Genomic DNA, 22,563 nt, shown 5'->3' on the forward strand with positions numbered 1-22,563 from the left:
TTATTATTGGGATAGGTTCTTGCTTATTTTAAAAAAATTAAGGTGCGATGCCTGTGAGGGGCATCGCCCAAGCAGAAATTACAAGTCTTTCTATGATGCTTTCTTCATTATTCCTCGTCCCGCAACTAGAAAATTTGCAGAGCATCACATGAAATTTTTTAAGCTAGAAGCTGTTTTTTCTGGGTTTCCCGAAAACGGAAAAATTAAGATACTCTTGATTTTTGGGTTATCAATTAATTCTTTTAAACGCCCTAGTTGCCGATCTGTAATTGCAACTCCAGCGTATTTTTGAGCGTAATTTAATTCTTCAACAAAATTACTATCATTATAATCTTGAATAAATACGCGATCTACGCCCCATTTTTGCCAGTCAGCCGCAAAATACTTTTTAGCCCAATAGGGGTTATGATGACAAATATCAAAACTTACCGAGGAATTAGCTTTTTTCATAGAAACTACCATTTGTTGCACAAAGCTAGTTAAATTTGCAGTACGGTCAACTTTCCCTGGTAATTCAGCATAATAACCTAGATAATCATCCCATTGAACTGCATCAATATTAGGGTATTTTGTGACAAATTCTACTAAGATATTTTTAAAGAAATTAGTAACTTCAGCAATCTCCACATCCAGGACATAATGATCGATTCCAGAGTAGGTTTTATCAACTCCTGGGACAATCCATTTTTTGGCGATCGCTAAATCAAAAATGGGACTATTTTTATCTATTTTAATCCCCTTCTCAAAGTAAGCGTGAACTTGCATTCCTTGTTTATGCGCTTCATCAATCAACCAATTTAACCATTGCTCTTGAAACTGATTCGGACAACTTTTATAGCCTAGAGTTTGCTGCATAACTTCGCTATTGTACATCGTACAACCATTCCCCCAAACACCATGAATAATTGTATTAATTCCTTGAGAGTGATAGTAACGAACTCTTTCACGAATTGTTTGCTCATCGGCATTATTGGTGATTTGGTAGCGACTTAAATAAATGCCTCTAATTACTTTTTTCTCCCAAGGAGTTGGAGGTAATGGTGCTTTTGGATTTTGTATTGCTTTTACGGGAGCTTGGTTATTATTGAAAGTGGAATTGGGAATACTTGAGATAGAGATAGTAGGGGCTGAAGAAGCAGTTGGAGACGGATTCAAAATTGGAATATTTATTTGTTGGCTCTTAGGTAAAAGCTTGTTAATATCTAGATTTCCTTTCTGACTGAACCACCAATAAGCACCTCCTAAAATAACTATGATTACAGAGAAAGGAATATTAGCACATCCACATCCAATTGGCTTTTTGTTTTGGCGCGACATAATATGATGATTGCCTGGTAATTAATTATATATAGCAATCTCAAATTAAACTTTAAAGGATGCTGAGATTAAAAGTACATATTCATAGGCTTTTTAAGCATTTTATCGGTCATAAATTATTGTGGATGTGCCTGCTTTTTGAGCGTAGGCACAGATTGTTTATTAAATTTCCAATCTACTAGTGGGAGGTTAATCGGACAGACTTGAATACAACATCCTTTAAAAGGAATGCTGATCTTAAATGAAATTGTAAGCTTGGATACAAAATTTTACCAAGGATATATATAAGGATGGAATGGACTAACCTCCTTTTATGACTCTAGTGAGAGTAAAATCAGATAAAAGTTGCTTGAACAATAGTTCGCCCATCTTGTTAAAAGCTTAAATTTATTTATTTCCGCCAATAGCCAGTTCCTTTTTGCTATGTTTCAACTGTTTCCAAAGCGCCCTAATTTGCTCATAAGCTTCTTCTGGAGACAGCTTTCCACCTGTTTCTAGGCAAGTAATGTAACTAATTTTTTGGGCAAATTCTTGGAGGTTGGCATTAAATGCTAAAGTCTCTGGCTGGAAATTACCATAATATCGGCTACGAGGGTAAAGAAAGCTATTTTTGTCTTGCGAGTTAGGCTGTGTCATTAGTTTGTTATCTGCAATTTTTTATTAAGAGTTCTAGACTTGATCTATTCTACGTGTAATTACACAGTAGAAAAGGCAAATTTCAGAAGAAGTTTATATTGTAATTAAAAATCTATTTATATGGCTACTGTAAGAAGATAGAAATAACTATCCAGTTAAAAAATTTTTAAATTTTAGTTTAAGTAAGTCGGTAAGAATAATCCAAACTATTTTAACTAATGTAAAAAATATTGAAATTAGTTTGTAGAGAGCGGTTCCAGTCCTCTCTACGAGACGATAGGTGAACACTACAAACCTTTGATTATTTACGCCGTTCTAGGTTGCAGTTCCCGCACCTGTTCTCAAAGCGTTCGTTCTCCTGAACAAAGGCACAACAAAGATAATCTCGCAACGCCACTAAATCTAAATCGAATGAACGATGGAATGATAAAGTTTTCAGTTGAGGCGCAATCCAACGAACCGAACCAGTGGTAGTGTAATACAGGGTACGAACACCGATGCGATCGCGAACTAACTGCAAACCATATAATAACTGTATATAGCGGTTCTCAGTTGAGTGCAATACAGGGCTGTTGCATTCTGGCGCTCTCTTAAGAAACCTCAGAGACGCTGAGTCCGCAGTAGGGATAATTCTGATATAAACAAATTTGATTCATCACTCCTAATACGGTTCGGATAAGATCCCCCTACCTGCGGCTACCGCCTTAAAAATAGGTAAAGATCGCAAAGAGCAAACTTTAAAAAGGGGGGATCTTCGGGAGACAAACATGTTAACCGAACCGTATTGTTGCGATCGCCATATATATGTGAAACTTAAAACACGATAATCGCCCACATACTAACTGCTAACCCAATAGCTGCTAGGTGTTGCGGCATAAGCGTTCGCACTGGTTGCTTGGCAATTTTTTGCGTTAATAACATAGTCATTAACACTGAGAATATTATCGTTGCACCTTGCAAAAAGGCAATGACAGCCGGATGAGCAACCAATATTGGCAATTGTTCACCACTCAGACCAAGGGTAGCAAAGGTTACGGGTAAAATCCGTCCGCCTTCGCCTAAGCTCAAACGCAGATAGTGAGCTAAGTTTCCTCCTAACACTAATGGTAGGTAGCTATATGCAAGTTCTACAAACGATCGAGGCTTTCGGTTAAAGTTGAACACTTGCAGCAAGCCATAAGCCCCAAAGGTAAAAATCGCTGGGATAATTAACACTAGTAGCGATAATCCCAAGTGCTGCCAAAACTGAGTTAAATCCAGTTGTAACCCTAGCCAAGATTGTAATTCTGGCAAGCGATGCAGATATATCCCACCCAACAGCAAAAACAATAATGCTACTTCATAGGTGCGGGGTACATGAGTTGTCCACAGTTCAATTCCAGGGGGACGCAAGTTAAATTCAACGGAACGATGGGGACAGGCTTTCAGGCAAGTCATGCACAGTACGCAATCTCTGTTATCTTCTAATTGCGCTGGGTGGGAATATAAAGGACATCCATTAGTTTCCATTCCTTCGCCTTTTTGTGGCCCACCTTTATAACACTGATATGTGGTGCAACTGGCAGAACAAATACCTTGCTGTGCGCGAAGTTCCGTCATTGAGAGTTTGGCAAATAAACCATTCATGCCGCCGATGGGACAGAGATAACGACACCAAAATCTTCGCTCAAAAAGAGCAGAGAAAATCATCGCCCCAGCCGTAATTAACAGTAGCAAACAAGCGCTGAGGTAGGCAGTATTTTCTAAATGCCAGAGTTCTTCCCATAAGAAAATTAGGGTAAATAAACCAAACATGAACCATCCGCCCCATTTCTCAGCTTGCTGTCTTGGCCAACGCTTGAGTTTTCGAGGCCACAGCCATAAAGATAACTTTTGGGTTATTTCCCCATAAATCATGAAGGGACAAACAGAACACCAGATACGTCCCAAAAAGGGAAAGAGAAATAAGAAGAAAGGCCACCACCATGCCCAAAATAGATTTAATACGAAATTGCGATCGCGGGTTTGTGGCCCAATAAATAAGACAGCAACTGCGATCGCAAAAGCCGTTGCAGTAAAACCATAGTTAATGCGATCGGGCCACCAAGGACTACGTAAAAACCGCCGCAAATCAGGATAGGCATTTAACAGATTTACCCGAAATCGTTTTTTCTTCGCTTCGGCTGGCCAGAAAATTTCTTCTGTTAATTCATTAGCACCCTCTGCTTGCACGATCGCTCTTTCTACCAGATTTTTTAATTCCTTGAGATTGCCAGGAAAATCATAAGACTGGAGACGACGAAAAGCTTCTGGGGTGATGCGCGGTTTCGGAACGCCTCTAGCCCGAATGTAGAGACTAGTATAATATTCAACCTGTGCCTGAATATCAGCTTTCCGCACCCGTAGCGGTGGTACTTTAATAATGTGACCAACACAGCGTTCAATTGTCGGCTGAGTTTTTTCTGAAACAATCAGAATTCTGGCTTTGCTGGCACGAGGTTCAGGTGCTACTTCTCCTGAACGACTAACGGGGGTATATGTGCCAGTTTTGAGCAACTGCGTCACCGGTGGTAATAATTCTTCAGGCAATTCTTGGATGTTGTTGAGAACTAAAGTGCCTTCTCCCAACCATTCCAACAATCCTGGTTTACCGCCAGCGCGACCGAATAAGTCTGCACCGCTCGTTTGCAGAATACCGCAATTTACTTTAATAATTGGTTCTCGCCGTTTTGGAGAACCAAAGTGGATGAGGGCTGCTATATTGTCTTTTTCTAACCCTGGTTCTCCAAAAATATCCACTGATTTGCGGTCAGCCGTCGCTTCTCGAATTTGCTCGCGCAACCGCACAGCATAGCGACTTGTACCGACAATTCCGCGTTGGGCTTTGGTAACTAAGTATGGTCGCAAAGCTACAGAACGTTCTTGTTCATAACCAAGTGCAGATGTTGCCTGAGCTAATTCTTGAGCCAATTGACGCGAAAAAGCCTGAGCAATTTCGGGGTATTGGTTAACTAAAGGACGAAATTTATCACCAGGGACAACCCACAAGTGACATTCGGTTACTGTAGTAATTGTGAATGGAGTTAATTCATCCAACAGCAATTCTTTGAGTTCAATCACCGCACCGGGGAGGAATCCACAAGCTAAGGCTGGGTTGGTTTCATTGGTGCTATTGCTTTCGAGTTGACCTTGTACAAGAATATAAAGGGCTTCTGGAGGAGTGCCTTCGCTAACTAAGTCAGTTTCGGCACTCACTACTTGTTCTTCAATTACTTGAGCGATCGCATTTAACACCTCAGATGAGAGAATTCCTAAACTTGTCCGTTCTTGTAGCCATATAACCGTTTCTGGAGATGTCATCTTAAGTTCTCCGTGTAGGCTGCTGTATAAGAAGATTATGACTTGAAAGCCACGTCAAAATATCTCGCTGTGGCGATGCATGACAACTTATATTATGTTCCTCGATATACCTATAATTTTATGTTGGAGTCAAAAGAGACAAGGGAGCAGGGGGGAGGATTAGACGGAGTTTGTACTCCGACCAATCGAGAACGTCCTTTATGACGGGGCTTGATACCCATGTTCCGCTCCGCTTCACGGCAACTCTTCTCTGCCAGAGGCTGCGCGAACGGGGCAGGGATTGCTCCCCCAGCAAGAACTGCCCCTCCGCCTCTTTGGTCATCCGCCGCCACTGCCTCAGTAAAGTTGTGAGTAATATTAAATGTCTGGTTCTTGCAGCCATCGGGCGACCATACCCGCCAAAACTCCGCCTAAAATTGGAAACACGATGAAAATCCAAAGGTCAGCCAATGCCCAATCTTGAGTAAAGATAGCTGTGGCTAGCGATCGCACCGGATTGACGCTAGCATTTGTCACCGGAATCAGGATAAGATGCACCAACGTAAGCCCTAAACCTATGGGAATGGGTGCAGACTGCTTGAAGGCGGGAGAAGATGTGACGCTCAAGATCAGCAGCACAAAGCCACAGGTAACAATGAATTCGGCTAATGCACAAGCCCACCAGCTATAGTTACCAGGGGAGTGAATTCCTACTCCATTAGAACCAAAGTCGGCTGTTGTAAACCCAGGCTTGCCCATGCAAATCAAAAACAGGATAGTAGTCCCCCAAATTCCGCCGAGAACCTGACTTCCTATATATGGTAAAACGTCTCGCAGAGAAAATTGCTTGGCTACCCAAAAACCAATTGTGACTGCGGGGTTGATGTGACATCCACTTATAGAACCAAAAGTATAGGCAGCAGTCAACAAACCTAAGCCAAAAGCGATCGCCACCCCAGTAACTCCAACCCAAGGTACTGTACCAGAAATAACCGCAGTACCCACGCCCATCAGAACTAACCAAGCTGTACCTAGAGCTTCTGCAAAACATCGTTTGGCTAACGAGTAACGATTCATGAGAGATGCTATAACTGGCTATACATGATTCATACTTGTATAGATTAGCCGAATAACACTAAGATAAATACTCGCTTCTTGATTATTAAGTATAAAACGTAACGATATACTGTTGGTTGCCTGATTGAAAAACTTGAGCAGAAATATAAGTTTATCCAATTGAAAACTGCTGTAACTTGTCATGAGTCATGTGCAGCTATTGCATATTAATATTGGGGAATTGATCGGGAGAATTTATGGCACTATATCTAGACTCAGCGATCGCATCTGAAGCTGAAGTTGTTAAGCTTTGGGGATGGGTGAAAGGCATTACAACAAATCCTACGCTGTTGTCTCAAAGCGATACGCCACCAGAAACCACGCTCAAAAAATTGGTTGCCTTGACGAATGGCCCCTTGTACTATCAACTTGTGGCATCTGATAAAGCTCTTATGCTAGCTGAAGGTAGAAAAGCTTTCGAGATTATTGGTTCACAAACAATTTTGAAGATTCCCGCAACACCGTTAGGTTTTGAAGTGGTGGCGAGTCTATCACCAGAAATTACCTGTTCGGTGACAGCAATTTACAGTGCAGCACAGGCAGCAGTAGCACGAGAAGCAGGAGCTAAAATTGCCATAGCTTATGTAAATCGAGCTACACGGTTGTTAGGTGATGGTATTGCTTTGGTGCGAGATATGGCTAGCGTACTCAAAGGCAGTGATACGGAAATCTTGGCAGCTAGTATCAAATCTCCAGAAGAAGCAGCTGCTTCATTGCAAGCCGGGGCAGATCATTTGACTTTACCATTGGCAATGTTGCAGGCGATCGCAACTCACGAATTCTCACAGAAAACTGTTGAAGAATTCGCTAAAGGAGGCATCGGCTTAAAATAATTCGTAATGACGTTCGCAGACTCGCTACCGCTACGCTAACGTAATTAAAATGAGTTTGTCAGATATCCCTAATCTTTGGGTTCCCTTAGCACTTTTAGGTTTAATTATTGTCGCTGCTGTATTTTTTAGCCGTAGCAGTTGATATTTAACTATTACAGTGGAGATGGAGGTTCAGTTCTATGTTTGCTGTTGTCACACCCGATACAATCCATTTGCCCCCAGGCGCAGTAGTACGCCTACCCGGAAGTTGGCAAGACTATCAAGCACTGAATAGATTGCAAGGCGATCGCTACACTGTTGAAACCAGTAGCCGTTATTTTCCCAACATCAATGTGTCAGAGGTAGTCACAGAGTCTTTGAAAATTGCCTACCAGCGTAATACTAGCGCTGCTATTCGGGAATTACGGCGGAAATTGGCAAGTGAGAATTAAATATTTTGCGATCGCTTTCAGGAGGTGATTGTCGAATGGAGAGAATAGAACAGTATCGCCAAAGCATCCGCCAAATATTAATGTCTCACGCTACTTTTGAGAGTGGCAATTCAGACATTGAGTCTCAGCTTGTGTTTGATACAGAACATGACCACTACCACCTTTTAGAAGTTGGCTGGGAGGGACTTAAGCGAGTTTACAACTGTATCATCAATTTGGATATTAAGGATGGGAAAATTTGGATTCAGCGCAATATGACTGATGTAGATATTGCGCGAGAATTAGTAGAAATTGGTGTGCCTAAAGAGGATATTGTTCTGGGTTTACATCCGCCGTATAAGCGTCCGTATACAGGATATGGAGTAGCTTAAGGGAAAGCAACCATAGCATGTCAAGGATCACCGCGCAGACAATCTTCATCAACCACCCCTACTTGATACGATAAAGTACAGAGTGTCACAACTGACTTTCAAGTAAATAAAAAAGGAATACGTACATGGGAAAAGGGAGGTTAGAAGCATTCAGCGATGGGGTGATTGCGATCATCATCACTATTATGGTGCTGGAAATAAAAGTGCCGCATGGGTTCGATTTAGCTGCGCTGCGTCCCCTGATTCCAGTGTTTCTCAGCTACGTGCTGAGTTTTATCTTTCTTGGCATCTACTGGAACAATCACCATCATCTCCTACAAGCAGTTCGACACGTTAATGGGCGTATCCTTTGGGCGAATCTGCATTTGCTGTTTTGGTTGTCGCTAATCCCCTTCGTCACTGGCTGGATGGGCGAGAATAACTTTGCCGCTATGCCAGTAGCACTTTATGGTGTGGTGTTGTTGTTGTCTGCATTAGCTTACTTCATCCTTACCCGCACCCTCATTTCTCATCATGGCAGCGATTCGACATTAGCGATCGCACTGGGCCGAGATTTCAAGGGAAAAATATCGGTGGTGTTGTATGCAGTGGCAATTCCACTTGCCTTTGTAAACTCATGGCTTGCCTGTGTACTATATGTTGTGGTTGCAGTTATGTGGCTCATCCCTGACCGTCGCATTGAAAATACTCTCACTCTCTGAACCTATTTGTTCAATATGCAATTGTTTTGTCTGACAATGGGATTGTTTCGGCTGACAATGCCATTGTTTTGTCTGACAATAGGATTATTTCGGCTGAAATGGGATTGTTTTGCCTGACAATGGGATTATTTCGGCTGACAATGCCATTGTTTTGTCTGACAATGCCATTGTTTCGACTAGCAAAAACAAAGCTACCCTTTCTTTTCCCTTACCCCATCTAAAAACCTCTTCCAATCACACAGAGATATCTAAATAAAATGGGATAAAGTTTTTTGTATTTTATGCAAATGAGAACTGCCATAATCTGATGAGCAATATTAAACTTCTTTCACACAAGTGCAATACCTAAACACAAAAAATATCAGAACTGCAAAACCAGTCGCCGCATAAAATACGCTATTAATTCCGCCAAAACCAAAGGCATAGCCCATTAACAACGGCCCTAATGTTTGTCCTAATCCATAGAATGTCCCGTTTACCGATATAATCGTCGCTAAATATTCTTTTGGTGCTAAATCTGCTAAAAGTGTTTGGATAGTAGGAAAACCAATACCAAGCCCAATACCAAAAATTGTACTAGGGATTAATAATAACCAGATATTTGACACAAAGGGAACTATTAACATAGCTAAAGCATAAAAAACATAAGATGCACTAATTAAACTTGTGCCACTAAATCTTCTACCTAATCTACCTAATTGAGAAGCTGTGATGGTAATTGCTATAGAAACACTAGAAAGTAGCAATCCAATAATGGTAGGCGGTGCTTTAAAAGTATCGTTAATTAACTGTGGTAAATAGGTAACGTAAGCGCCATAAAGAAAAACAAAGTTAGCAGCACTGGCAATAAAAAGTCCAAATAGCTGACGATTTTTCAGAACTTTTACGGCATTGCTTAAATACTGTTGGAGATTGCGTTCGCCTTTTGGTTCTGGATTCTTGAGTGCAAACAACACCACTAATCCAAGAGGAATCGCTAATATGGGCAGCATGAAAGGATAATACCAGCCCATTGTTGCTAATACGCCACCGATTATTGGATAACTTGATGTGCCAACGCTGCTGATACTTGCATTGTAACCCATTGCAGTAATTCGTCTGTCTCCTGTGTATAAATCGCCGATTAAGGTGATGCTCAAAGAAAGCAAAGAAGCAGCACCAATCCCTTGCAGCAAACGCAACCATAGCAATAAATTAAAATCGCGGGCAAAGGCGCAGGCTGTACCAGCTATGCCAAATAAAAACAGTGAAGGAACAATGATTCTCTTTCTGCCCCATCTATCGGCAAGGATACCAATAATTGGCCCTAAAATCAGAGATGGTAATGTAAATGCTGTAATCAATAAACCCAAATTTTTCGGGTTGATATTTAATTCTTTAGCTAACTTGGGAAAAGCCGGAGTCACGCTAGAAACTCCGATAACAGCAATCAATGCAACTGCACAAATAATCTGAAAATTTAGCTCTAGATAAATTGGTTTCTGTCGTTGAAATTGGCTGTTATCTTCTGGTGAATTCATGATTTTACCCTGTGTATAATAATCAAGAACGCGAAGCATGTCTTAAGACGCTTCGCGTTTATCTACAAAAAAGAGTGCCTAATTGATTGTCGTCTTAAGCTGCAACTTTTTCCTCAAATGGTTTAAAGGTTTTTTTGCTAGCACCACAAATAGGACATTCCCAGTCATCGGGAATTTCTTCAAAAGGTGTACCAGGTGCAATTCCCGAATCAGGATCGCCAGCAACGGGATCGTAAATCATGCTGCATTGTCTACAAATCCATTTCCGAGTTTTAGGATCTTCACCTGCAACTCTGGTTGCTGTTTGTCCTCCATTCAATACTTCTAAGGCTTCAGTGTAGCGATCAGCGTGGTAATTTTCGATAAATTTTAACAAGCCAAAACGGTGTGCAGCTTCCCGAAACGTGTTGGCATGATCGGTAGATTCTTTAACTTGTTTGAGAAATTCTTCAGCCGCAGGATTGTCGCAATCGCGTTGAGCATCTGCGGCAAACTCTGGATACATTGTGGTATATTCGTAAGTCTCACCTTCAATAGCCAAAGATAAACAGCGAGATACAATTTCGCGCTTTTGTTCATCAGTTAAAGTAGCCGAATTTTCTACCACAAGTTCTGGATGCAGCAACTTAAAATGTGCAAAAGCGTGTTCGGTTTCTTGTTCTGCTGTTTCTTTAAAAAGTTTCGCCAAATCTGTAAACCCAAGTTGACGCGCCACATCCGCAAAAAACAGATACTTGCGATTTGCCATCGATTCACCACCGAAAGCAGCTTCTAAGTTTTTGAGTGTAGTAAAGTTGGACAAATCCATAATTTGTGAATGACAGTGAAGTGATATTTAGTACGAAAACACAGCCTCTACAACTGGATACACAAGGCATTATTTGTATAAGTTATAAATGGCGTATACAAACTTCTTTAGCCCATATTTAGCAATCCGTTTTGTTAGCTGCTCTTGGACAATTATATTCCAGTAAAAAGCTCGAATGAATGGAAGAACAGTCTAATTTTTGGCTACCCTGACAAGACTAGTAATGCCCACGTTACTGTCTGAAGTTTAATATCGCATTCATAAGGAAAGCTTTGATCGTCTCACGCAATTCCACCATTTACACGAATATTTTGCCCAGTGATCCACCTAGCTTCGTCGCTAGCGAGAAATCCTACTACATCGGCGATTTCTTGCACATCTCCCAGCTGCCAAAAGCAGCCATTTGGGCCAAACGGTCTATCTGTTCTTGTGTTTTGCCTTCTCGAAATAGTTCTGTATCGGTGGGGCCAGGAGAAATAACATTAACTGCGATCGCTTTTGCACCTAATTCTTTAGCTAGTACCCGCGTGATTTGTTCGACAGCACCCTTAGTTCCTACATAGGCACTATAAGTTGGCAGCATCATCGCCGTGGTTGATGAGGAAAAGTTGATAATTCGCCCCCCTTCTACCATGTGTTGCGCGGCTTGTTGGCAAGTAAAATAAGTGCCTTTGACGTTAATAGCAAAAATCGCGTCGAAATCTTCTTCACTCACCTGAGTAATTGGTTTATAGAAGGCGATTCCAGCATTGTTGACCAAAATATCGACTTTACCAAAGCGTTCAAGTGTTTGCTCAAATAACCGTTGGATGTCAGGTATTTTGCTAACATCAGCTTGTACAGCGATCGCCTCTACTCCCAACTTTTCGATTTCTGCAACAACTTCCTGTGCTTTACCTGCATTACCCGCATAGTTAACGACAATAGATGCGCCGTTACCAGCTAACTTGAGTGCGATTGCCCGTCCAATTCCCCGCGATGCTCCAGTGATAATTGCAACCTTACCGGCTATTGATGCCATAGATTAATCTGGTTTTATTTTGGTTCACCAAAGTGATTATCTGCTATTAACATACTTTAGCAAGGTTAAATTTAGCGATCGCAGCCATTGGTCATTTTCCTGATCTCCCTGATCCCCACTCCCCTTAATTAAGTTTCTGGAGCGATCGCAACACCATCCCTGAGATTGAGCAAACCTGAAATAATAACTTTATCTTCTGGCTGCAATCCTTCAATAACTTGGTAATTATTACCTTTAATTTCGCCTAGCTTCACTCGCTTTTGCCGAGCTACTTGTTGAGATACACCTTGGGGAGATGTTTCTGTTTCAACTACATAAACAAAAGTGTCTCCACCTACACGAGTCATTGCTGTTGTGGGGATTAAAATTCCGGGGCGCTGATTCCAGAACACTCTAGCCCTTACCAATTGATCTGCACGTAACTGACCATTAGGGTTGTCAAAAAGTGCTTTGATCAGTATGGTTTGTGTTTCATTACTAGCAGTAGGTGCAATGAAAAATACCCTACTTCTACCAAGCTTTTGACCTTGTGTGTTCATAACCTCCACTGGCATTCCCTTACGCAATTGAGGTCCTTGCTGTAATGGCACAGAGATGTTGACTTCTAAAGGTCGATTTTGCGCGATATTAACTAATTGTGTAGAAGTATTAACTAAATCACCTACTTTCACAGCCATTTTGCCAACTGTGCCACTAAAGGGAGCGGTAATTTTATCGGACTGGAGATTCCCTTGTTGTTTAGGAATATTTAGATTAGCTTGCTGCAAAGTTTGTTCAGCCTGCAATATGTTGGCTCGTTGTGCTTGAATTCTAGAATCAATTGCATCAAGATTAGCCTTAGCATTGGCGAGCCTATTACCAAACTGATTGCGAGTTTGTCGAGACACGGCTCCTTCCTGGGCTAGGGCGACAAACTTTTCGTAATTCTGCTCGTACAATTGCACATTTGCAACGTAGGATGGTCGTTGTGCTTCCAAAGATTTGAGTGTAGCGCGGGCATTTTCCAGTTGCACTAAAAATCCTTGAGGTACAGCATTGCTTCCATTGACACTTGCTTGTGACATAGGGTCTACTTGGAGAATTGCCGCTCCTTGTGCGACTGGATCTCCCGATTTGACAAATATCTGAGTAACTTGGCCCTGAAGCCTCGGCTGGAGCGTGACTGAGCGCTGGGATTTTAGGCTAGCAATAAAATCTGAACTTTCCTCAATAATGCCGCTTTGTACTGTCGATATTTTGACTCTTACCCCTTGAGGTTGAGCATTAGTAGTTAAAGATGCTGAATTTTGCGGACGCCAAACTAGAGCTGCTCCGCCCCCTAACAATAGTAGTGCAGCTAAAACCCAAAGCCACCGCCGTTTTCCAGAAGGTGGCTCAAATGAAGTTTGTGGAGCTTTTTCTCCAAAATCGGTTTGACGCTCAGGGGATGTCATGGCTTATGAGGAACTTAAGGAACAAATTAACTAGAATTAAATCAATATTTCATCTGTTTATATGGAAATTACTGATTTGGCATGAGGTTTTGTGGCAAATTATGTGTTATACCATCCAAATATACAGTTTTAATCATTCCGTCTAAATCTACCCAAAGGTGAATCCGCTCTTTAAAACCTATGGAAATATTACTTGTTCATCAAATCAAAAGGATGGATATCGCTATGCCTAAACTATACAAATAGACCTAGACATAAGAGACTATTTAATAAATGTGAGAATCATAACTAATTATGCGGATATAAAATATAAGTCCTAATAACCTCTAAGTAGACATCTCCAAAAATTAATTATGCGTTACCCAAAATCTTGGTAGGCACAATTCATGAATTGTACCTACATCATTTTTGGAGATGTCTAAGCAACACTTTGGTTCAACTCACTGTAATAACTGTTCCCACACTCTCATTTGCCAATCTATCCACCGCACACACGGCATAGGTTCCCGGTAGTTGGACGGTAGCGAAGGTTGTGCCAGCAGACAAAATTCTCTGAATTGCCCAAGTATCGCCAGTTTGCCGATAAAGTGTCCAAGAACGAACTGGCTGATTATCACCAGGCTGCCAACTCAGTTTGCGGTTATTGACTTGTAGTTGAATAGGTGGAGTCGGCGGTGTTGTATCCTGCCAAGACAAAGTTGGCGGTAGCGCAGGTTTGTTATAAAGCAGACTTTGGAATTTATCAGCAATGCCCTGACTATTTTCTGTCAAAACACCGACATTAAAGAATATATTCCCCAGTGACAAATTTCCAGCTTGGCTACGACTAATTTTCACCTGCTTTTCAATCTCATCACTCTCCCGACTCTTGTTGCTTGGTTCTGTCAGATTGTTACCAGCGTAAACGTGTCTTTTCTTAGTATTTACCTCTGTCCACCACTTTAGCAACGCCGAATAACTTTGTTGTGGTTGGTCTGTGCGCCAGTAAAGTTGAGGAGCAATATAATCAATCCAGCCTTCTGCTAGCCATTTCTTCGCGTCAGCATACAGCACGTTGTAAGCATCCAACCCAGTAATACCAGTGGGTTGTCCGGGACGATAAATCCCAAAGGGGCTAATACCAAATTTAACGTCGGGTTTAGTTGCTTTAATTCCCTGGTAGAGGCGCTGTACCATTCTATTAACATTATCTCGTCGCCAGTCGCCAAGGCTGAGTATCCCACCGGCTACTTTATATGCAGCGTAGGTTTTATTATCGGGGAAAGGTTGCCCCTCGATGGGATATGGATAAAAATAATCATCTAAGTGAATGCCATCAACATCGTAGCGCTTCACTACATCGAGAATTACGTTGTAAGCTCTATCCTGAACTATTTTCAGTCCTGGGTCCATCCAGCGTTGAGTTTTCCACAAATAAACGCTTTCTGGATTGGTAGCTGCTATGTGGGGACGGACTGTTTTGGCTGGGTCGGTGGAAGTGCTGGCGCGGTAGGGGTTGAACCAAGCATGGAGTTCAATATTGCGCTTATGACATTCTGCGATCGCAAACGCTAAAGGATCATAAAATGGTTCTGGTGCTTTCCCCTGAGTTCCTGTAATCCAAGCACTCCAAGGCTCTAATTTAGATTCATATAAAGCGTCTCCCTCCGGTCGCACCTGAAAGATGAGGGCATTAAAGTTTAGCGATTGTAATTTACTAATAATCTCGCTGAGTTCAGCTTTTTGTTGGGCAACAGAAAGTCCTGCCTTAGAAGGCCAATTACTATTCCACACAGATGCTACCCACGCTCCCCGGAATTCCCGGCTATGACTTACCCTAACGCTACCGATAGGTGCAGGTGTCGGCGTTGGTATGGGTATTGGCGTTGGTACTGGCGTTGGTGGTGATGTTGGTGCTGGTGTTGGTGCTGGCGGCTGCACTAGATAACTAGAGACAATTTTTTCTGCCTGACCCAAATACACTAAAGCTTGATAAATAATTACTGCCACATCTGCACGGGTGGCTGCAAGATTGGGATTGAGTAATTTGATATTTGGGAAACTAACCACCAATTCTGCGCTGGTGGCAATAGCTACTTGATTTCTACCATACTCAGGAATCTGAACAGAATCTTGATAAATTTGTGGGAGTTGTGAGAGGAGGCCAGCTTTTACTTTGGTGGCAATTTCTAAGCCTCCTACCAAAGCAACTAAAACTTCTACTCTAGTAATTCGGTTAGCGGAACGGAAAGTTTTATCAGGAAATCCGCTAAGAAATGCTTTTTCGTAAGCTGCTTGAATGGCGGCTGCTGCCCAATAATTAGTGGGTACATCAACAAAGGGGACGTACTGCCGTTTCTTGGAAACTGTCCCAAATGCGTTGGCGATGATGGCGGCAAATTCAGCGCGGGTAACAGAGTTATCGGGGCGATAAGTACCGTTAGGCAATCCATTGACAATACGACGTTGGGCTAAGGCTGTAATAAATAAGCGTGCCCAATGGTTTTGAATATCCGAGAAGGGAGTAGCAATAGATACCATTGTTGATTGCAGCTAGCTGGCCTGGATTTTGATTTCCTTAGCTAATTTAGCAATATCAGAGCGATTGCTGCTGCAATGTCTTAGTAAACTGTCACTACTCAAGTTTGAACATTGGGAAGGAGAAGGCAGGAAGCAGAAGTTCTTTAATTTTGAATTGATTTCTTCCCCCATTCCCCATTCCCTACTCCCCATTCTTTATCTACTAAGTAGGATTTGCAGCTTCATTAGTAGGATTCAAGGTAGAACGCGCATTCAATGACAGCATTACGCGTGAAACGCCAGTGAAAATAATGCTAACACCAACTAGTGTGCCAAGAAGCCAGGGTGCATTAAAGGGCCACTGGAACCAAATCATTGCGCCTAATATCAGCGTAATAATCCCATCACCTAGTATCCATGTCCAGTTATTTTGGGGACGTAACTTAAATGCCAGAATTAACTCGAATGTGCCTTCAGCCAGTAAAAAGCTGCCAAGCAATAGAGTTAGTGTGAGAATACCCGTAAAAGGATAAACAAACAGCATTATACCCGTTGCAATATAGAGTCCGCTCAATAGAAGTTTCCAAATAAAACCTCCTTGGTGGCGGGTTTGAGTGGCATAAACTAGTTTTGTAAATCCGGCGAAAATCAAAATCACCGCAATCCAACTTTCGGCGAATAAGGTGGTGAAATTAGGCGCTGCGATCGCAATAATCCCCAAAATACTCAAAAGAACACCACTTATGAGTGACCCATTAACATCCTTCTTAATGTCTTTAGAAACATCGGTTGTCATACAAATTCTTTCCCTATTCTTAGACTAAACTCTACATTTAGATTAGGGAATTTCTAGGTGACAGAGTATGAACCCTAAGATAGACTCGTCAGTATTAACTTCATTGCGATCGCTACTAAAATCCACGACTATTGAGACACTAAACCAATCATCTGATGACCTAACTCTTATAAGAGTTCTGCAAGACTGCTTAGGCGCTCATAAACAGCAATGAGACGATCTCCTTGAAGTTCAACAGAAGTATTTGGATAATTCTGAATAGCTCCAAGCAGTGTAACTTCACCTTTTTGTTGAATAGATGCACTTAAAGCACTTCGTAGCGCCTCCTGATTTAGTTGTCCTCCGGGAGGGTGAACTACTTCACCAATTTGGCTAACCAAAACTGGCCCTGCCCAGCTAGACAATAAGCTATTTAAAAACCCAGCATCGGCTTTTATTGGCGCTTTTAGTGCCTTACGAGCTACTGTGGGGTCTTGTTGAGCCGCCTGTAAATAAGCTCTTAATGTGGGGGTAGTCTTGCCAGTTTCTGTAAACTGAGTTAATTCTTGAACGGATATTTGCCCCTGAAAAGTACCATACTTTAAAACAACTTGCTCGGCAGCATTAGCATTAGCACTTGAAAGTAGAACAATAGCACCTACGCCTAAAGCTACTGTTTGAGTAAGTAACTTAGTGAATTTTTTACTGTTTAATCGGTTTAAAAGTTGATAAATCTGCATTCTCTCTAACTTTATAATGGTGGGAAGCGTACATAGGCACAAAATGCCCAAGCGTTATATTATTTCATGGCATTCCCGCTACAGATGCATGATTAGGGGCGTACAGCCATACGCCCCTACAGGCAATTTGTTGCAAAGATTTTTGGAAATGGTGTTATTAAGCCTTTTCGTTATGCGAAGCTAATGAGGTAGTATTGACTTATCTTCATCTAAGGTTGGTGCTGGTACACCCAAATGCTTTCTTGCAGATTCTTCAGCTAGTTTTCGGTCTTGCTCGTTATCGAACTGACTCTCATCTAACAAATGAGGGTTTTTTGCCGCTTCATCTCGGCTTGGTTTATAACCATTTTTCCACCTGTACTTCCAGTCCATAATTTGAAAAGCAGATATACTGCAATTTGATTACCTAGTTCTTCATAGTAGGGGCTTAATCGAACATGATACTCCTGCTATAGGTTGAAGAGACTCATTCAGAGGGTACAAATTTAACATAATTTTTGAGTAAGAATACTCTATTGGTCAGAACTTGATAGATTAGCACGCTAAGACAAGTCGTGAGTGGTTCCCAAGTATGATAACTTTGGTGATTATTGGCGATCGCTGTTGCTGTGTTATAAAAAATTTTACAGTTGCAGAATTTGTTTGGTTTTATATTTTCATTTAAAAACCGATGTACCCTTCTCTACGGGACGCAAGCTATGTACAACCGGAATTTTTAATCCTTACGTATATTTGCTGATTACTTTATTAAAAAGCTTAATTGCTTTATCAAAAAGCCTGTTTGCTTTCTCAAAACACTTAAATGCTTTCTCAAAAGAAGCTTTTGCTTTCTCAAACTCCAGTTTGCTTACTCATTTTGGTGTTTTCCGCAAGTAAAAGAAGCTTTTGCTTTCTCAAACTCCAGTTTGCTTACTCATTTTGATGTTTTCTGTAAGTAAAAGAAGCTCTTGCTTTCTCAGTAAGTAATACCATTTACAAAAATCTTTTTACTAAATGAATCGGCTGTAGGGGCATACAACTGTCATTGGTATCCACTTAACGTGAAAGCCTTTTCAAATCTTCTTTCCAACCAGAGACTAGTAAAGGACTTCCAAATAAAAAAATACTCAACTACTTATTGTGGGGTGGGCAATACGAGCGCCTGTAGCCAAAGGTGGACAAAATATCCACCCCACAAGATTGGATAATTTAAGTAAGTCAGTGCAATAAAATAAAACTGTGTGAAGAAAAGTAAATAAGGCTCAAACTCTTTCTCCCCCCGCTCCCTGCTCCCTGCCCCCTGCCTTATCCCAACAATAATTATTTACACCAACCTACTTATTTGCTGGAAGTCCCTAATGCTGCTCCTTGATCTGCTGCCGCCAGTAAGTGAGGCGAAGCCTAGCCTGTTGACTTTGTGCCTTTTTAAAGGGTAAAAATCCATGCAAAATTTATAAAATTTATGTCTAAAGAAATAAGCAGATAATTCACTTTACTATGCCTAAAAGTTGTGTATGTACATAACAGTCACTCTCAACCAATATCTCTAAGGATATAACTAAAAAAGCTAATTTTAGGATAACTCCATCTGTAGGCTCACGCAATTTAAACAAAAAAGGTTAATACTGAAAAGTAACTTTACCAGCATGGAACTTGATTGTAATCAAAAATTGCAGTTTAGGAAAAGCAAATAGAGAAAAGAGTACAAACAATGGCAACTTCTACAGACCGCGATCAACAGATTCAAAAGCTGCATGAGCTAATCAAAAATATTGATTATGGTATGTTTACCACAGTCGATGAGGATGGCAGTTTGCATAGTTACCCTATGTCAAAAAGTGGTGAGATTAACTCTGAAGCCACACTCTGGTTCTTTACATACGCTGGTTCCCATAAGGTGACTGAGATTGAACACTATAAGCAGGTAAATATTAGTTTTTCGTCACCCGAACAGCAGCGATACGTTTCTATCTCAGGTTCAGCAGAACTCGTAAAAGACCGCAACAAAATGCGAGAGCTATGGAAGCCGGAACTTCAAACCTGGTTTCCTAAAGGACTGGACGAACCCGATATTGCTTTGCTTAAGGTGAATATTAACCAGGTTAATTATTGGGATAGTACATCGAGTTTCAAACCACAAACAATTAGTTTCTTGGCACCATCACGCCTTTAAGTAATTACTAATTCATAATTTGTAGTTAAGAATTTAATTACTAATTATGAATTATTTTCAGATATGTAATTATTGGGAAAAATTGGTAGAATAAGTATTTTTAATTACGACAAATCAATGGTAGAACCAAATAATAATAATGAAGCCGCCCAAAAACATCTACCTTTAGAGGTAAAGCGGCGACATTTTTTAAAAGGAATAGGCTTTATCGGTGCAGGTGCGGGGGCAATTTTTGCTGACCACATTCTCAATGCCAATCCCGAAGTGGAAGCGGCAGAGATTCCAGCATCATCTGTAACTCCAACGAATAGCACAAACACTCGTGAAATTCCTCTCCGTCCATTGGGAAAAACAGGGGTGAAAGTGTCAGCTATCGCACTTGGAGGTGCAACTTTAGGGCAAGCAAAGAGCAAGGAAGAGGCGATTCGCATCACCCACGAAGCTATTGACAATGGCATCACCTTCATGGATAACGCTTGGGAGTATAACAAGCATCGGAGTGAGGAGTGGATGGGAGAGGCGTTGCAAGGGCGACGAGACAAGGTTTTTTTGATGACTAAAGTTTGCACCCACGGACGCGATCGCAAAGTAGCCATGCAGCAACTTGAAGAATCTCTGCGTCGTCTCAAAACCGATCACCTCGACTTGTGGCAAATTCACGAAGTTGTTTACGACAACGATCCAGAAAGGATCTTTCGTGCCAACGGAGCGATTGAAGCTTTGGATCAGGCGAAAAAAGAAGGTAAAGTTAGGTTCGTTGGCTTTACGGGTCATAAAGACCCCGCTATTCATCTAAAAATGCTCTCCTACAATTACCCTTTTGATGCAGTGCAAATGCCGCTTAATTGTTTTGATGCTACTTTTAGAAGCTTTGAACGGCAAGTACTGCCGGTACTGAATAAACGGGGAATTGCCGTAATTGGCATGAAAAGTCTCAGTGGCAATGCTGATGCAGTGAAAAAAGGTGTAGTTACTCCCCAGGAAGCCATCCGTTATGTTATGAGTTTACCGATCGCTACACTTGTCAGTGGTATTGATTCGCTGGAAGTACTGCGACAAAATTTAGCGATCGCCCGTGGTTTTCAACCGATGCAGGCAAAAGAAATGCAAGCGTTGCGCGATCGTTGTGTGCAATATGCTGCCGATGGGCGTTTTGAACTCTTCAAAACTTCCAAACAGTTTGATGCTGATGAAGGCAGAATCCAACATGGTTTTCCACCTCAAAGTCAAGTGCAGACATAAGATGAGGGGACAAGCGTAAATAAAGCAAATATTTCAAATCGTTCAAAAGCCTGTCTTCTAAGCTTTTTGACTTTTGACTTTTGACTTCCGCTTTGCAGCACTAGTTTTCTGGAAAGGAAACGAAATTTATGCCTTACCCAGAAATTGCAGACTTACCTGATTCAGTCAAAGAACATTTACCCAAGCACGCCCAAGAAATTTTTCGGGCTGCATTTAACAACGCTCAAGAAGAATATGGGGAAGAAGAACGTGCCTTTCGTGTTGCTTGGAGCGCTGTGAAACGCGATTACGAAAAACGCAACGATGGACAATTGCACAAAAAGCCAGAATAGCTATTTTAGATTGGCAAAGGGTTATATCGTGTCCGGCTAAAGACTTATCATTAAGACCGCAGGCGGAAAGAGAGTTTTTCGATTTTTGTACAGATGTGGTAACTTTAACTAATTAGCCGGATATGATATTACTGGTAATCGTTTTTAGACCTTTATCTGTCGGAATCATTTTTCAAATTGATATCAGATTGTATTGTGCAGTTTTATTACTATACAAAAAAACTTTATTAAGTGAGGTCTTATGAATTACCTTGTTGCAGTTTTACCAGATCGAATACAAGTAGAAGCCGCCTACTCTGCTCTGGAAAAAGCAGGCTTGCCAACTTCACAAATCAATATTTTGGGCGATGGTTATTTAAGCGCTGATGAATTTGGACTGATTGATCCCGACAAGCAAGCCCGCAAACAATCAAATCGGCTCTTGTGGTCGCTTGTAACCTTTGGATTTGTTGCAGGTTATGCCTTCAACCATTTCACAGAAGTTGAACTATTTCCCCAGTTTGCTCGATTTGGCAATGAATTTCTTGCTGGCATCTTAGGAGGTATAGGCGGTGCTTTGGGCGCTAGTTTAATCGGTCGAGGAGTCGGGTTAACAGCTAGTAGTGGCGATGCTTTACCTTATCGTAACCGTCTGAATGCTGGCAAATACTTAATTGCAGTTACCGGAAATGAGGATTTAATACGCGAAGCTACGCGCATACTGCGTCAATTTGAACCTGAAAATATTCAAGGCTATACAGATTATTCACAAAAGCGCAAACTTGTGAATAATTAAAGGGTGGGAATGTCAAGTTTCTAAAAAAGCTAATCTACATCGGGTTCAACGCCGAGCGATGTTTAACGACAAGCCGCTTCTCTACGTTCCCTGCGGGACGCTGACGCGTAGCTTGCTTCCCCGGAGGGGTACGCGCAGGGTGTCCCAGACAGAGGCTTTGCCAACGTGTCTACACAATTGTGCAATCAAGCGTTCAGCCCGTTGGCTTCCCTGTTCTGTAAAAGTCAATATCCAGCAGCCTGTCCAATCATACCAGCGTAAAAACAGAACTTGTCGCAGACATTGCGTTCACCTCTACAGCGCAGCCACAGTAAGCTTTTGCTTACCAGTACAATTCCAAAGCACACAAGCCAATCCTGTTGGGTGATGTGCTTTGGATGTCGGGTATACCTTTACTTGGTTTAAAAAGCCGCATAGGCGATCGCCTTTATGTAACCGATAAGCGATTTGATAGGTTTGTCCTTGCGATCGCATTGTGGGAGAATGGGCTGCTCTGGCTTACCTTCGAGAGCAAAAGAGAATCATCGGAGGTTGGTTAGGAAA

The 22,563-nt window shown here is 41.6% G+C and carries 23 protein-coding genes; 9 read left to right on the forward strand and 14 right to left on the reverse strand.

From position 1 onward, the window contains the following. Positions 1-144: 144 nt before the first annotated feature. From LC608_RS04725 to aqpZ, 5 genes are all read right to left on the reverse strand, one after another. Positions 145-1,317, reverse strand: coding sequence for a family 10 glycosylhydrolase (locus LC608_RS04725; protein WP_229552420.1), 1,173 nt, complete (start codon positions 1,315-1,317; stop codon positions 145-147). 387 nt (positions 1,318-1,704) lie between these two features. Beyond that, entirely contained in the window at positions 1,705-1,953 is a 249-nt protein-coding gene (locus tag LC608_RS04730) for a hypothetical protein (RefSeq protein ID WP_229552421.1), read from the reverse strand. Positions 1,954-2,254: 301 nt separating this feature from the next. After that, positions 2,255-2,515: a hypothetical protein gene (locus LC608_RS04735; protein ID WP_229552422.1), complete on the reverse strand. Its 261-nt coding sequence runs from the start codon at positions 2,513-2,515 to the stop codon at positions 2,255-2,257. A gap of 251 nt (positions 2,516-2,766) precedes the next feature. After that, on the reverse strand, positions 2,767-5,292 hold the full coding sequence (locus LC608_RS04740) for a cyclic nucleotide-binding domain-containing protein (protein ID WP_229552423.1): 2,526 nt from the start codon (positions 5,290-5,292) through the stop codon (positions 2,767-2,769). A 357-nt stretch (positions 5,293-5,649) separates the two neighbouring features. Next, entirely contained in the window at positions 5,650-6,348 is a 699-nt protein-coding gene (gene aqpZ, locus LC608_RS04745; protein ID WP_229552424.1) for an aquaporin Z, read from the reverse strand. A 236-nt stretch (positions 6,349-6,584) separates the two neighbouring features. Between aqpZ and LC608_RS04750 the strand changes: the two genes are divergently transcribed. The 4 genes from LC608_RS04750 (at position 6,585) to LC608_RS04765 (ending at position 8,723) form a co-directional block, all read left to right on the forward strand. Next, positions 6,585-7,220 (forward strand): transaldolase family protein, encoded by a 636-nt coding sequence (locus LC608_RS04750; RefSeq protein ID WP_229552425.1) that lies wholly within the window; start codon positions 6,585-6,587, stop codon positions 7,218-7,220. Positions 7,221-7,399: 179 nt separating this feature from the next. Further along, on the forward strand, positions 7,400-7,651 hold the full coding sequence (locus LC608_RS04755; RefSeq protein WP_229552426.1) for a hypothetical protein: 252 nt from the start codon (positions 7,400-7,402) through the stop codon (positions 7,649-7,651). A 35-nt stretch (positions 7,652-7,686) separates the two neighbouring features. Beyond that, positions 7,687-8,022 carry a XisI protein gene (locus tag LC608_RS04760; protein WP_229552427.1) on the forward strand — a complete coding sequence of 112 codons (336 nt, stop codon included), beginning with the start codon at positions 7,687-7,689 and terminating at the stop codon, positions 8,020-8,022. A gap of 125 nt (positions 8,023-8,147) precedes the next feature. Next, positions 8,148-8,723: a TMEM175 family protein gene (locus LC608_RS04765; RefSeq protein WP_229552428.1), complete on the forward strand. Its 576-nt coding sequence runs from the start codon at positions 8,148-8,150 to the stop codon at positions 8,721-8,723. Positions 8,724-9,040: 317 nt separating this feature from the next. Here LC608_RS04765 and LC608_RS04770 read toward each other — a convergent pair whose 3' ends face one another. The 9 genes from LC608_RS04770 to LC608_RS04805 all read right to left on the reverse strand — a co-directional run bounded on the left by LC608_RS04770 (position 9,041) and on the right by LC608_RS04805 (position 17,891). Then, entirely contained in the window at positions 9,041-10,243 is a 1,203-nt protein-coding gene (locus LC608_RS04770) for an MFS transporter (RefSeq protein WP_229552429.1), read from the reverse strand. Between the two features lie 94 nt (positions 10,244-10,337). Further along, on the reverse strand, positions 10,338-11,051 hold the full coding sequence (locus LC608_RS37185) for a rubrerythrin family protein (protein ID WP_229552430.1): 714 nt from the start codon (positions 11,049-11,051) through the stop codon (positions 10,338-10,340). Positions 11,052-11,332: 281 nt separating this feature from the next. Continuing rightward, positions 11,333-11,428, reverse strand: a complete 96-nt coding sequence (locus tag LC608_RS37190; protein ID WP_308189825.1) for an SDR family oxidoreductase — start codon at positions 11,426-11,428, stop codon at positions 11,333-11,335. Then, the gene (locus tag LC608_RS04780) at positions 11,407-12,072 is read right to left on the reverse strand and encodes an SDR family NAD(P)-dependent oxidoreductase (RefSeq protein ID WP_308189826.1); all 666 of its coding nucleotides are present in this window, start codon (positions 12,070-12,072) and stop codon (positions 11,407-11,409) included. Before LC608_RS04780 ends, LC608_RS37190 begins: the two co-directional genes overlap by 22 nt. Positions 12,073-12,200: 128 nt before the next feature. Then, on the reverse strand, positions 12,201-13,505 hold the full coding sequence (locus LC608_RS04785; protein ID WP_229552431.1) for an efflux RND transporter periplasmic adaptor subunit: 1,305 nt from the start codon (positions 13,503-13,505) through the stop codon (positions 12,201-12,203). A gap of 435 nt (positions 13,506-13,940) precedes the next feature. After that, positions 13,941-16,025: a family 10 glycosylhydrolase gene (locus LC608_RS04790; protein ID WP_229552432.1), complete on the reverse strand. Its 2,085-nt coding sequence runs from the start codon at positions 16,023-16,025 to the stop codon at positions 13,941-13,943. Between the two features lie 202 nt (positions 16,026-16,227). After that, the gene (locus tag LC608_RS04795) at positions 16,228-16,800 is read right to left on the reverse strand and encodes an HdeD family acid-resistance protein (protein WP_229552433.1); all 573 of its coding nucleotides are present in this window, start codon (positions 16,798-16,800) and stop codon (positions 16,228-16,230) included. Between the two features lie 167 nt (positions 16,801-16,967). Next, positions 16,968-17,519 (reverse strand): alpha/beta hydrolase, encoded by a 552-nt coding sequence (locus tag LC608_RS04800; RefSeq protein WP_229552434.1) that lies wholly within the window; start codon positions 17,517-17,519, stop codon positions 16,968-16,970. A 180-nt stretch (positions 17,520-17,699) separates the two neighbouring features. Further along, a complete protein-coding gene (locus LC608_RS04805; RefSeq protein ID WP_229552435.1) occupies positions 17,700-17,891 on the reverse strand; it encodes a bromodomain-containing protein in 192 nt (63 codons plus the stop codon). Between the two features lie 1,318 nt (positions 17,892-19,209). On the opposite strand from LC608_RS04805, the gene LC608_RS04810 reads away from it, so the two are divergent. From LC608_RS04810 to LC608_RS04830, 5 genes are all read left to right on the forward strand, one after another. Then, the gene (locus tag LC608_RS04810) at positions 19,210-19,671 is read left to right on the forward strand and encodes a pyridoxamine 5'-phosphate oxidase family protein (protein WP_229552436.1); all 462 of its coding nucleotides are present in this window, start codon (positions 19,210-19,212) and stop codon (positions 19,669-19,671) included. Positions 19,672-19,788: 117 nt separating this feature from the next. Next, positions 19,789-20,913 (forward strand): aldo/keto reductase, encoded by a 1,125-nt coding sequence (locus LC608_RS04815; RefSeq protein ID WP_229552437.1) that lies wholly within the window; start codon positions 19,789-19,791, stop codon positions 20,911-20,913. 128 nt (positions 20,914-21,041) lie between these two features. Further along, positions 21,042-21,245, forward strand: coding sequence for a ChaB family protein (locus LC608_RS04820; protein WP_229552438.1), 204 nt, complete (start codon positions 21,042-21,044; stop codon positions 21,243-21,245). A gap of 241 nt (positions 21,246-21,486) precedes the next feature. Then, positions 21,487-22,020 (forward strand): hypothetical protein, encoded by a 534-nt coding sequence (locus LC608_RS04825; RefSeq protein ID WP_229552439.1) that lies wholly within the window; start codon positions 21,487-21,489, stop codon positions 22,018-22,020. Positions 22,021-22,397: 377 nt separating this feature from the next. Beyond that, positions 22,398-22,559, forward strand: a complete 162-nt coding sequence (locus LC608_RS04830; RefSeq protein ID WP_229552440.1) for a hypothetical protein — start codon at positions 22,398-22,400, stop codon at positions 22,557-22,559. Positions 22,560-22,563 lie beyond the last annotated feature (4 nt).

Source organism: Nostoc sp. XA010, assembly GCF_020829625.1.
Lineage (GTDB): Bacteria > Cyanobacteriota > Cyanobacteriia > Cyanobacteriales > Nostocaceae > Nostoc.

Bases quoted from the DNA above. Each gene is read 5' to 3' on its own strand.
- LC608_RS04755 (WP_229552426.1), top strand. From the start codon at position 7,400: ATGTTTGCTGTTGTCACACCCGATACAATCCATTTGCCCCCAGGCGCA.
- LC608_RS04795 (WP_229552433.1), bottom strand. From the start codon at position 16,800: ATGACAACCGATGTTTCTAAAGACATTAAGAAGGATGTTAATGGGTCA.
- LC608_RS04800 (WP_229552434.1), bottom strand. From the start codon at position 17,519: ATGCAGATTTATCAACTTTTAAACCGATTAAACAGTAAAAAATTCACT.
- LC608_RS04785 (WP_229552431.1), bottom strand. From the start codon at position 13,505: ATGACATCCCCTGAGCGTCAAACCGATTTTGGAGAAAAAGCTCCACAA.
- LC608_RS04760 (WP_229552427.1), top strand. From the start codon at position 7,687: ATGGAGAGAATAGAACAGTATCGCCAAAGCATCCGCCAAATATTAATG.
- LC608_RS04770 (WP_229552429.1), bottom strand. From the start codon at position 10,243: ATGAATTCACCAGAAGATAACAGCCAATTTCAACGACAGAAACCAATT.
- LC608_RS04750 (WP_229552425.1), top strand. From the start codon at position 6,585: ATGGCACTATATCTAGACTCAGCGATCGCATCTGAAGCTGAAGTTGTT.
- LC608_RS04830 (WP_229552440.1), top strand. From the start codon at position 22,398: ATGTCGGGTATACCTTTACTTGGTTTAAAAAGCCGCATAGGCGATCGC.
- LC608_RS04740 (WP_229552423.1), bottom strand. From the start codon at position 5,292: ATGACATCTCCAGAAACGGTTATATGGCTACAAGAACGGACAAGTTTA.
- LC608_RS04780 (WP_308189826.1), bottom strand. From the start codon at position 12,072: ATGGCATCAATAGCCGGTAAGGTTGCAATTATCACTGGAGCATCGCGG.
- LC608_RS04825 (WP_229552439.1), top strand. From the start codon at position 21,487: ATGAATTACCTTGTTGCAGTTTTACCAGATCGAATACAAGTAGAAGCC.
- LC608_RS04790 (WP_229552432.1), bottom strand. From the start codon at position 16,025: ATGGTATCTATTGCTACTCCCTTCTCGGATATTCAAAACCATTGGGCA.
- LC608_RS04810 (WP_229552436.1), top strand. From the start codon at position 19,210: ATGGCAACTTCTACAGACCGCGATCAACAGATTCAAAAGCTGCATGAG.
- LC608_RS04725 (WP_229552420.1), bottom strand. From the start codon at position 1,317: ATGTCGCGCCAAAACAAAAAGCCAATTGGATGTGGATGTGCTAATATT.
- LC608_RS04730 (WP_229552421.1), bottom strand. From the start codon at position 1,953: ATGACACAGCCTAACTCGCAAGACAAAAATAGCTTTCTTTACCCTCGT.
- LC608_RS37185 (WP_229552430.1), bottom strand. From the start codon at position 11,051: ATGGATTTGTCCAACTTTACTACACTCAAAAACTTAGAAGCTGCTTTC.
- LC608_RS04805 (WP_229552435.1), bottom strand. From the start codon at position 17,891: ATGGACTGGAAGTACAGGTGGAAAAATGGTTATAAACCAAGCCGAGAT.
- LC608_RS04815 (WP_229552437.1), top strand. From the start codon at position 19,789: ATGGTAGAACCAAATAATAATAATGAAGCCGCCCAAAAACATCTACCT.
- LC608_RS04820 (WP_229552438.1), top strand. From the start codon at position 21,042: ATGCCTTACCCAGAAATTGCAGACTTACCTGATTCAGTCAAAGAACAT.
- aqpZ (WP_229552424.1), bottom strand. From the start codon at position 6,348: ATGAATCGTTACTCGTTAGCCAAACGATGTTTTGCAGAAGCTCTAGGT.
- LC608_RS04765 (WP_229552428.1), top strand. From the start codon at position 8,148: ATGGGAAAAGGGAGGTTAGAAGCATTCAGCGATGGGGTGATTGCGATC.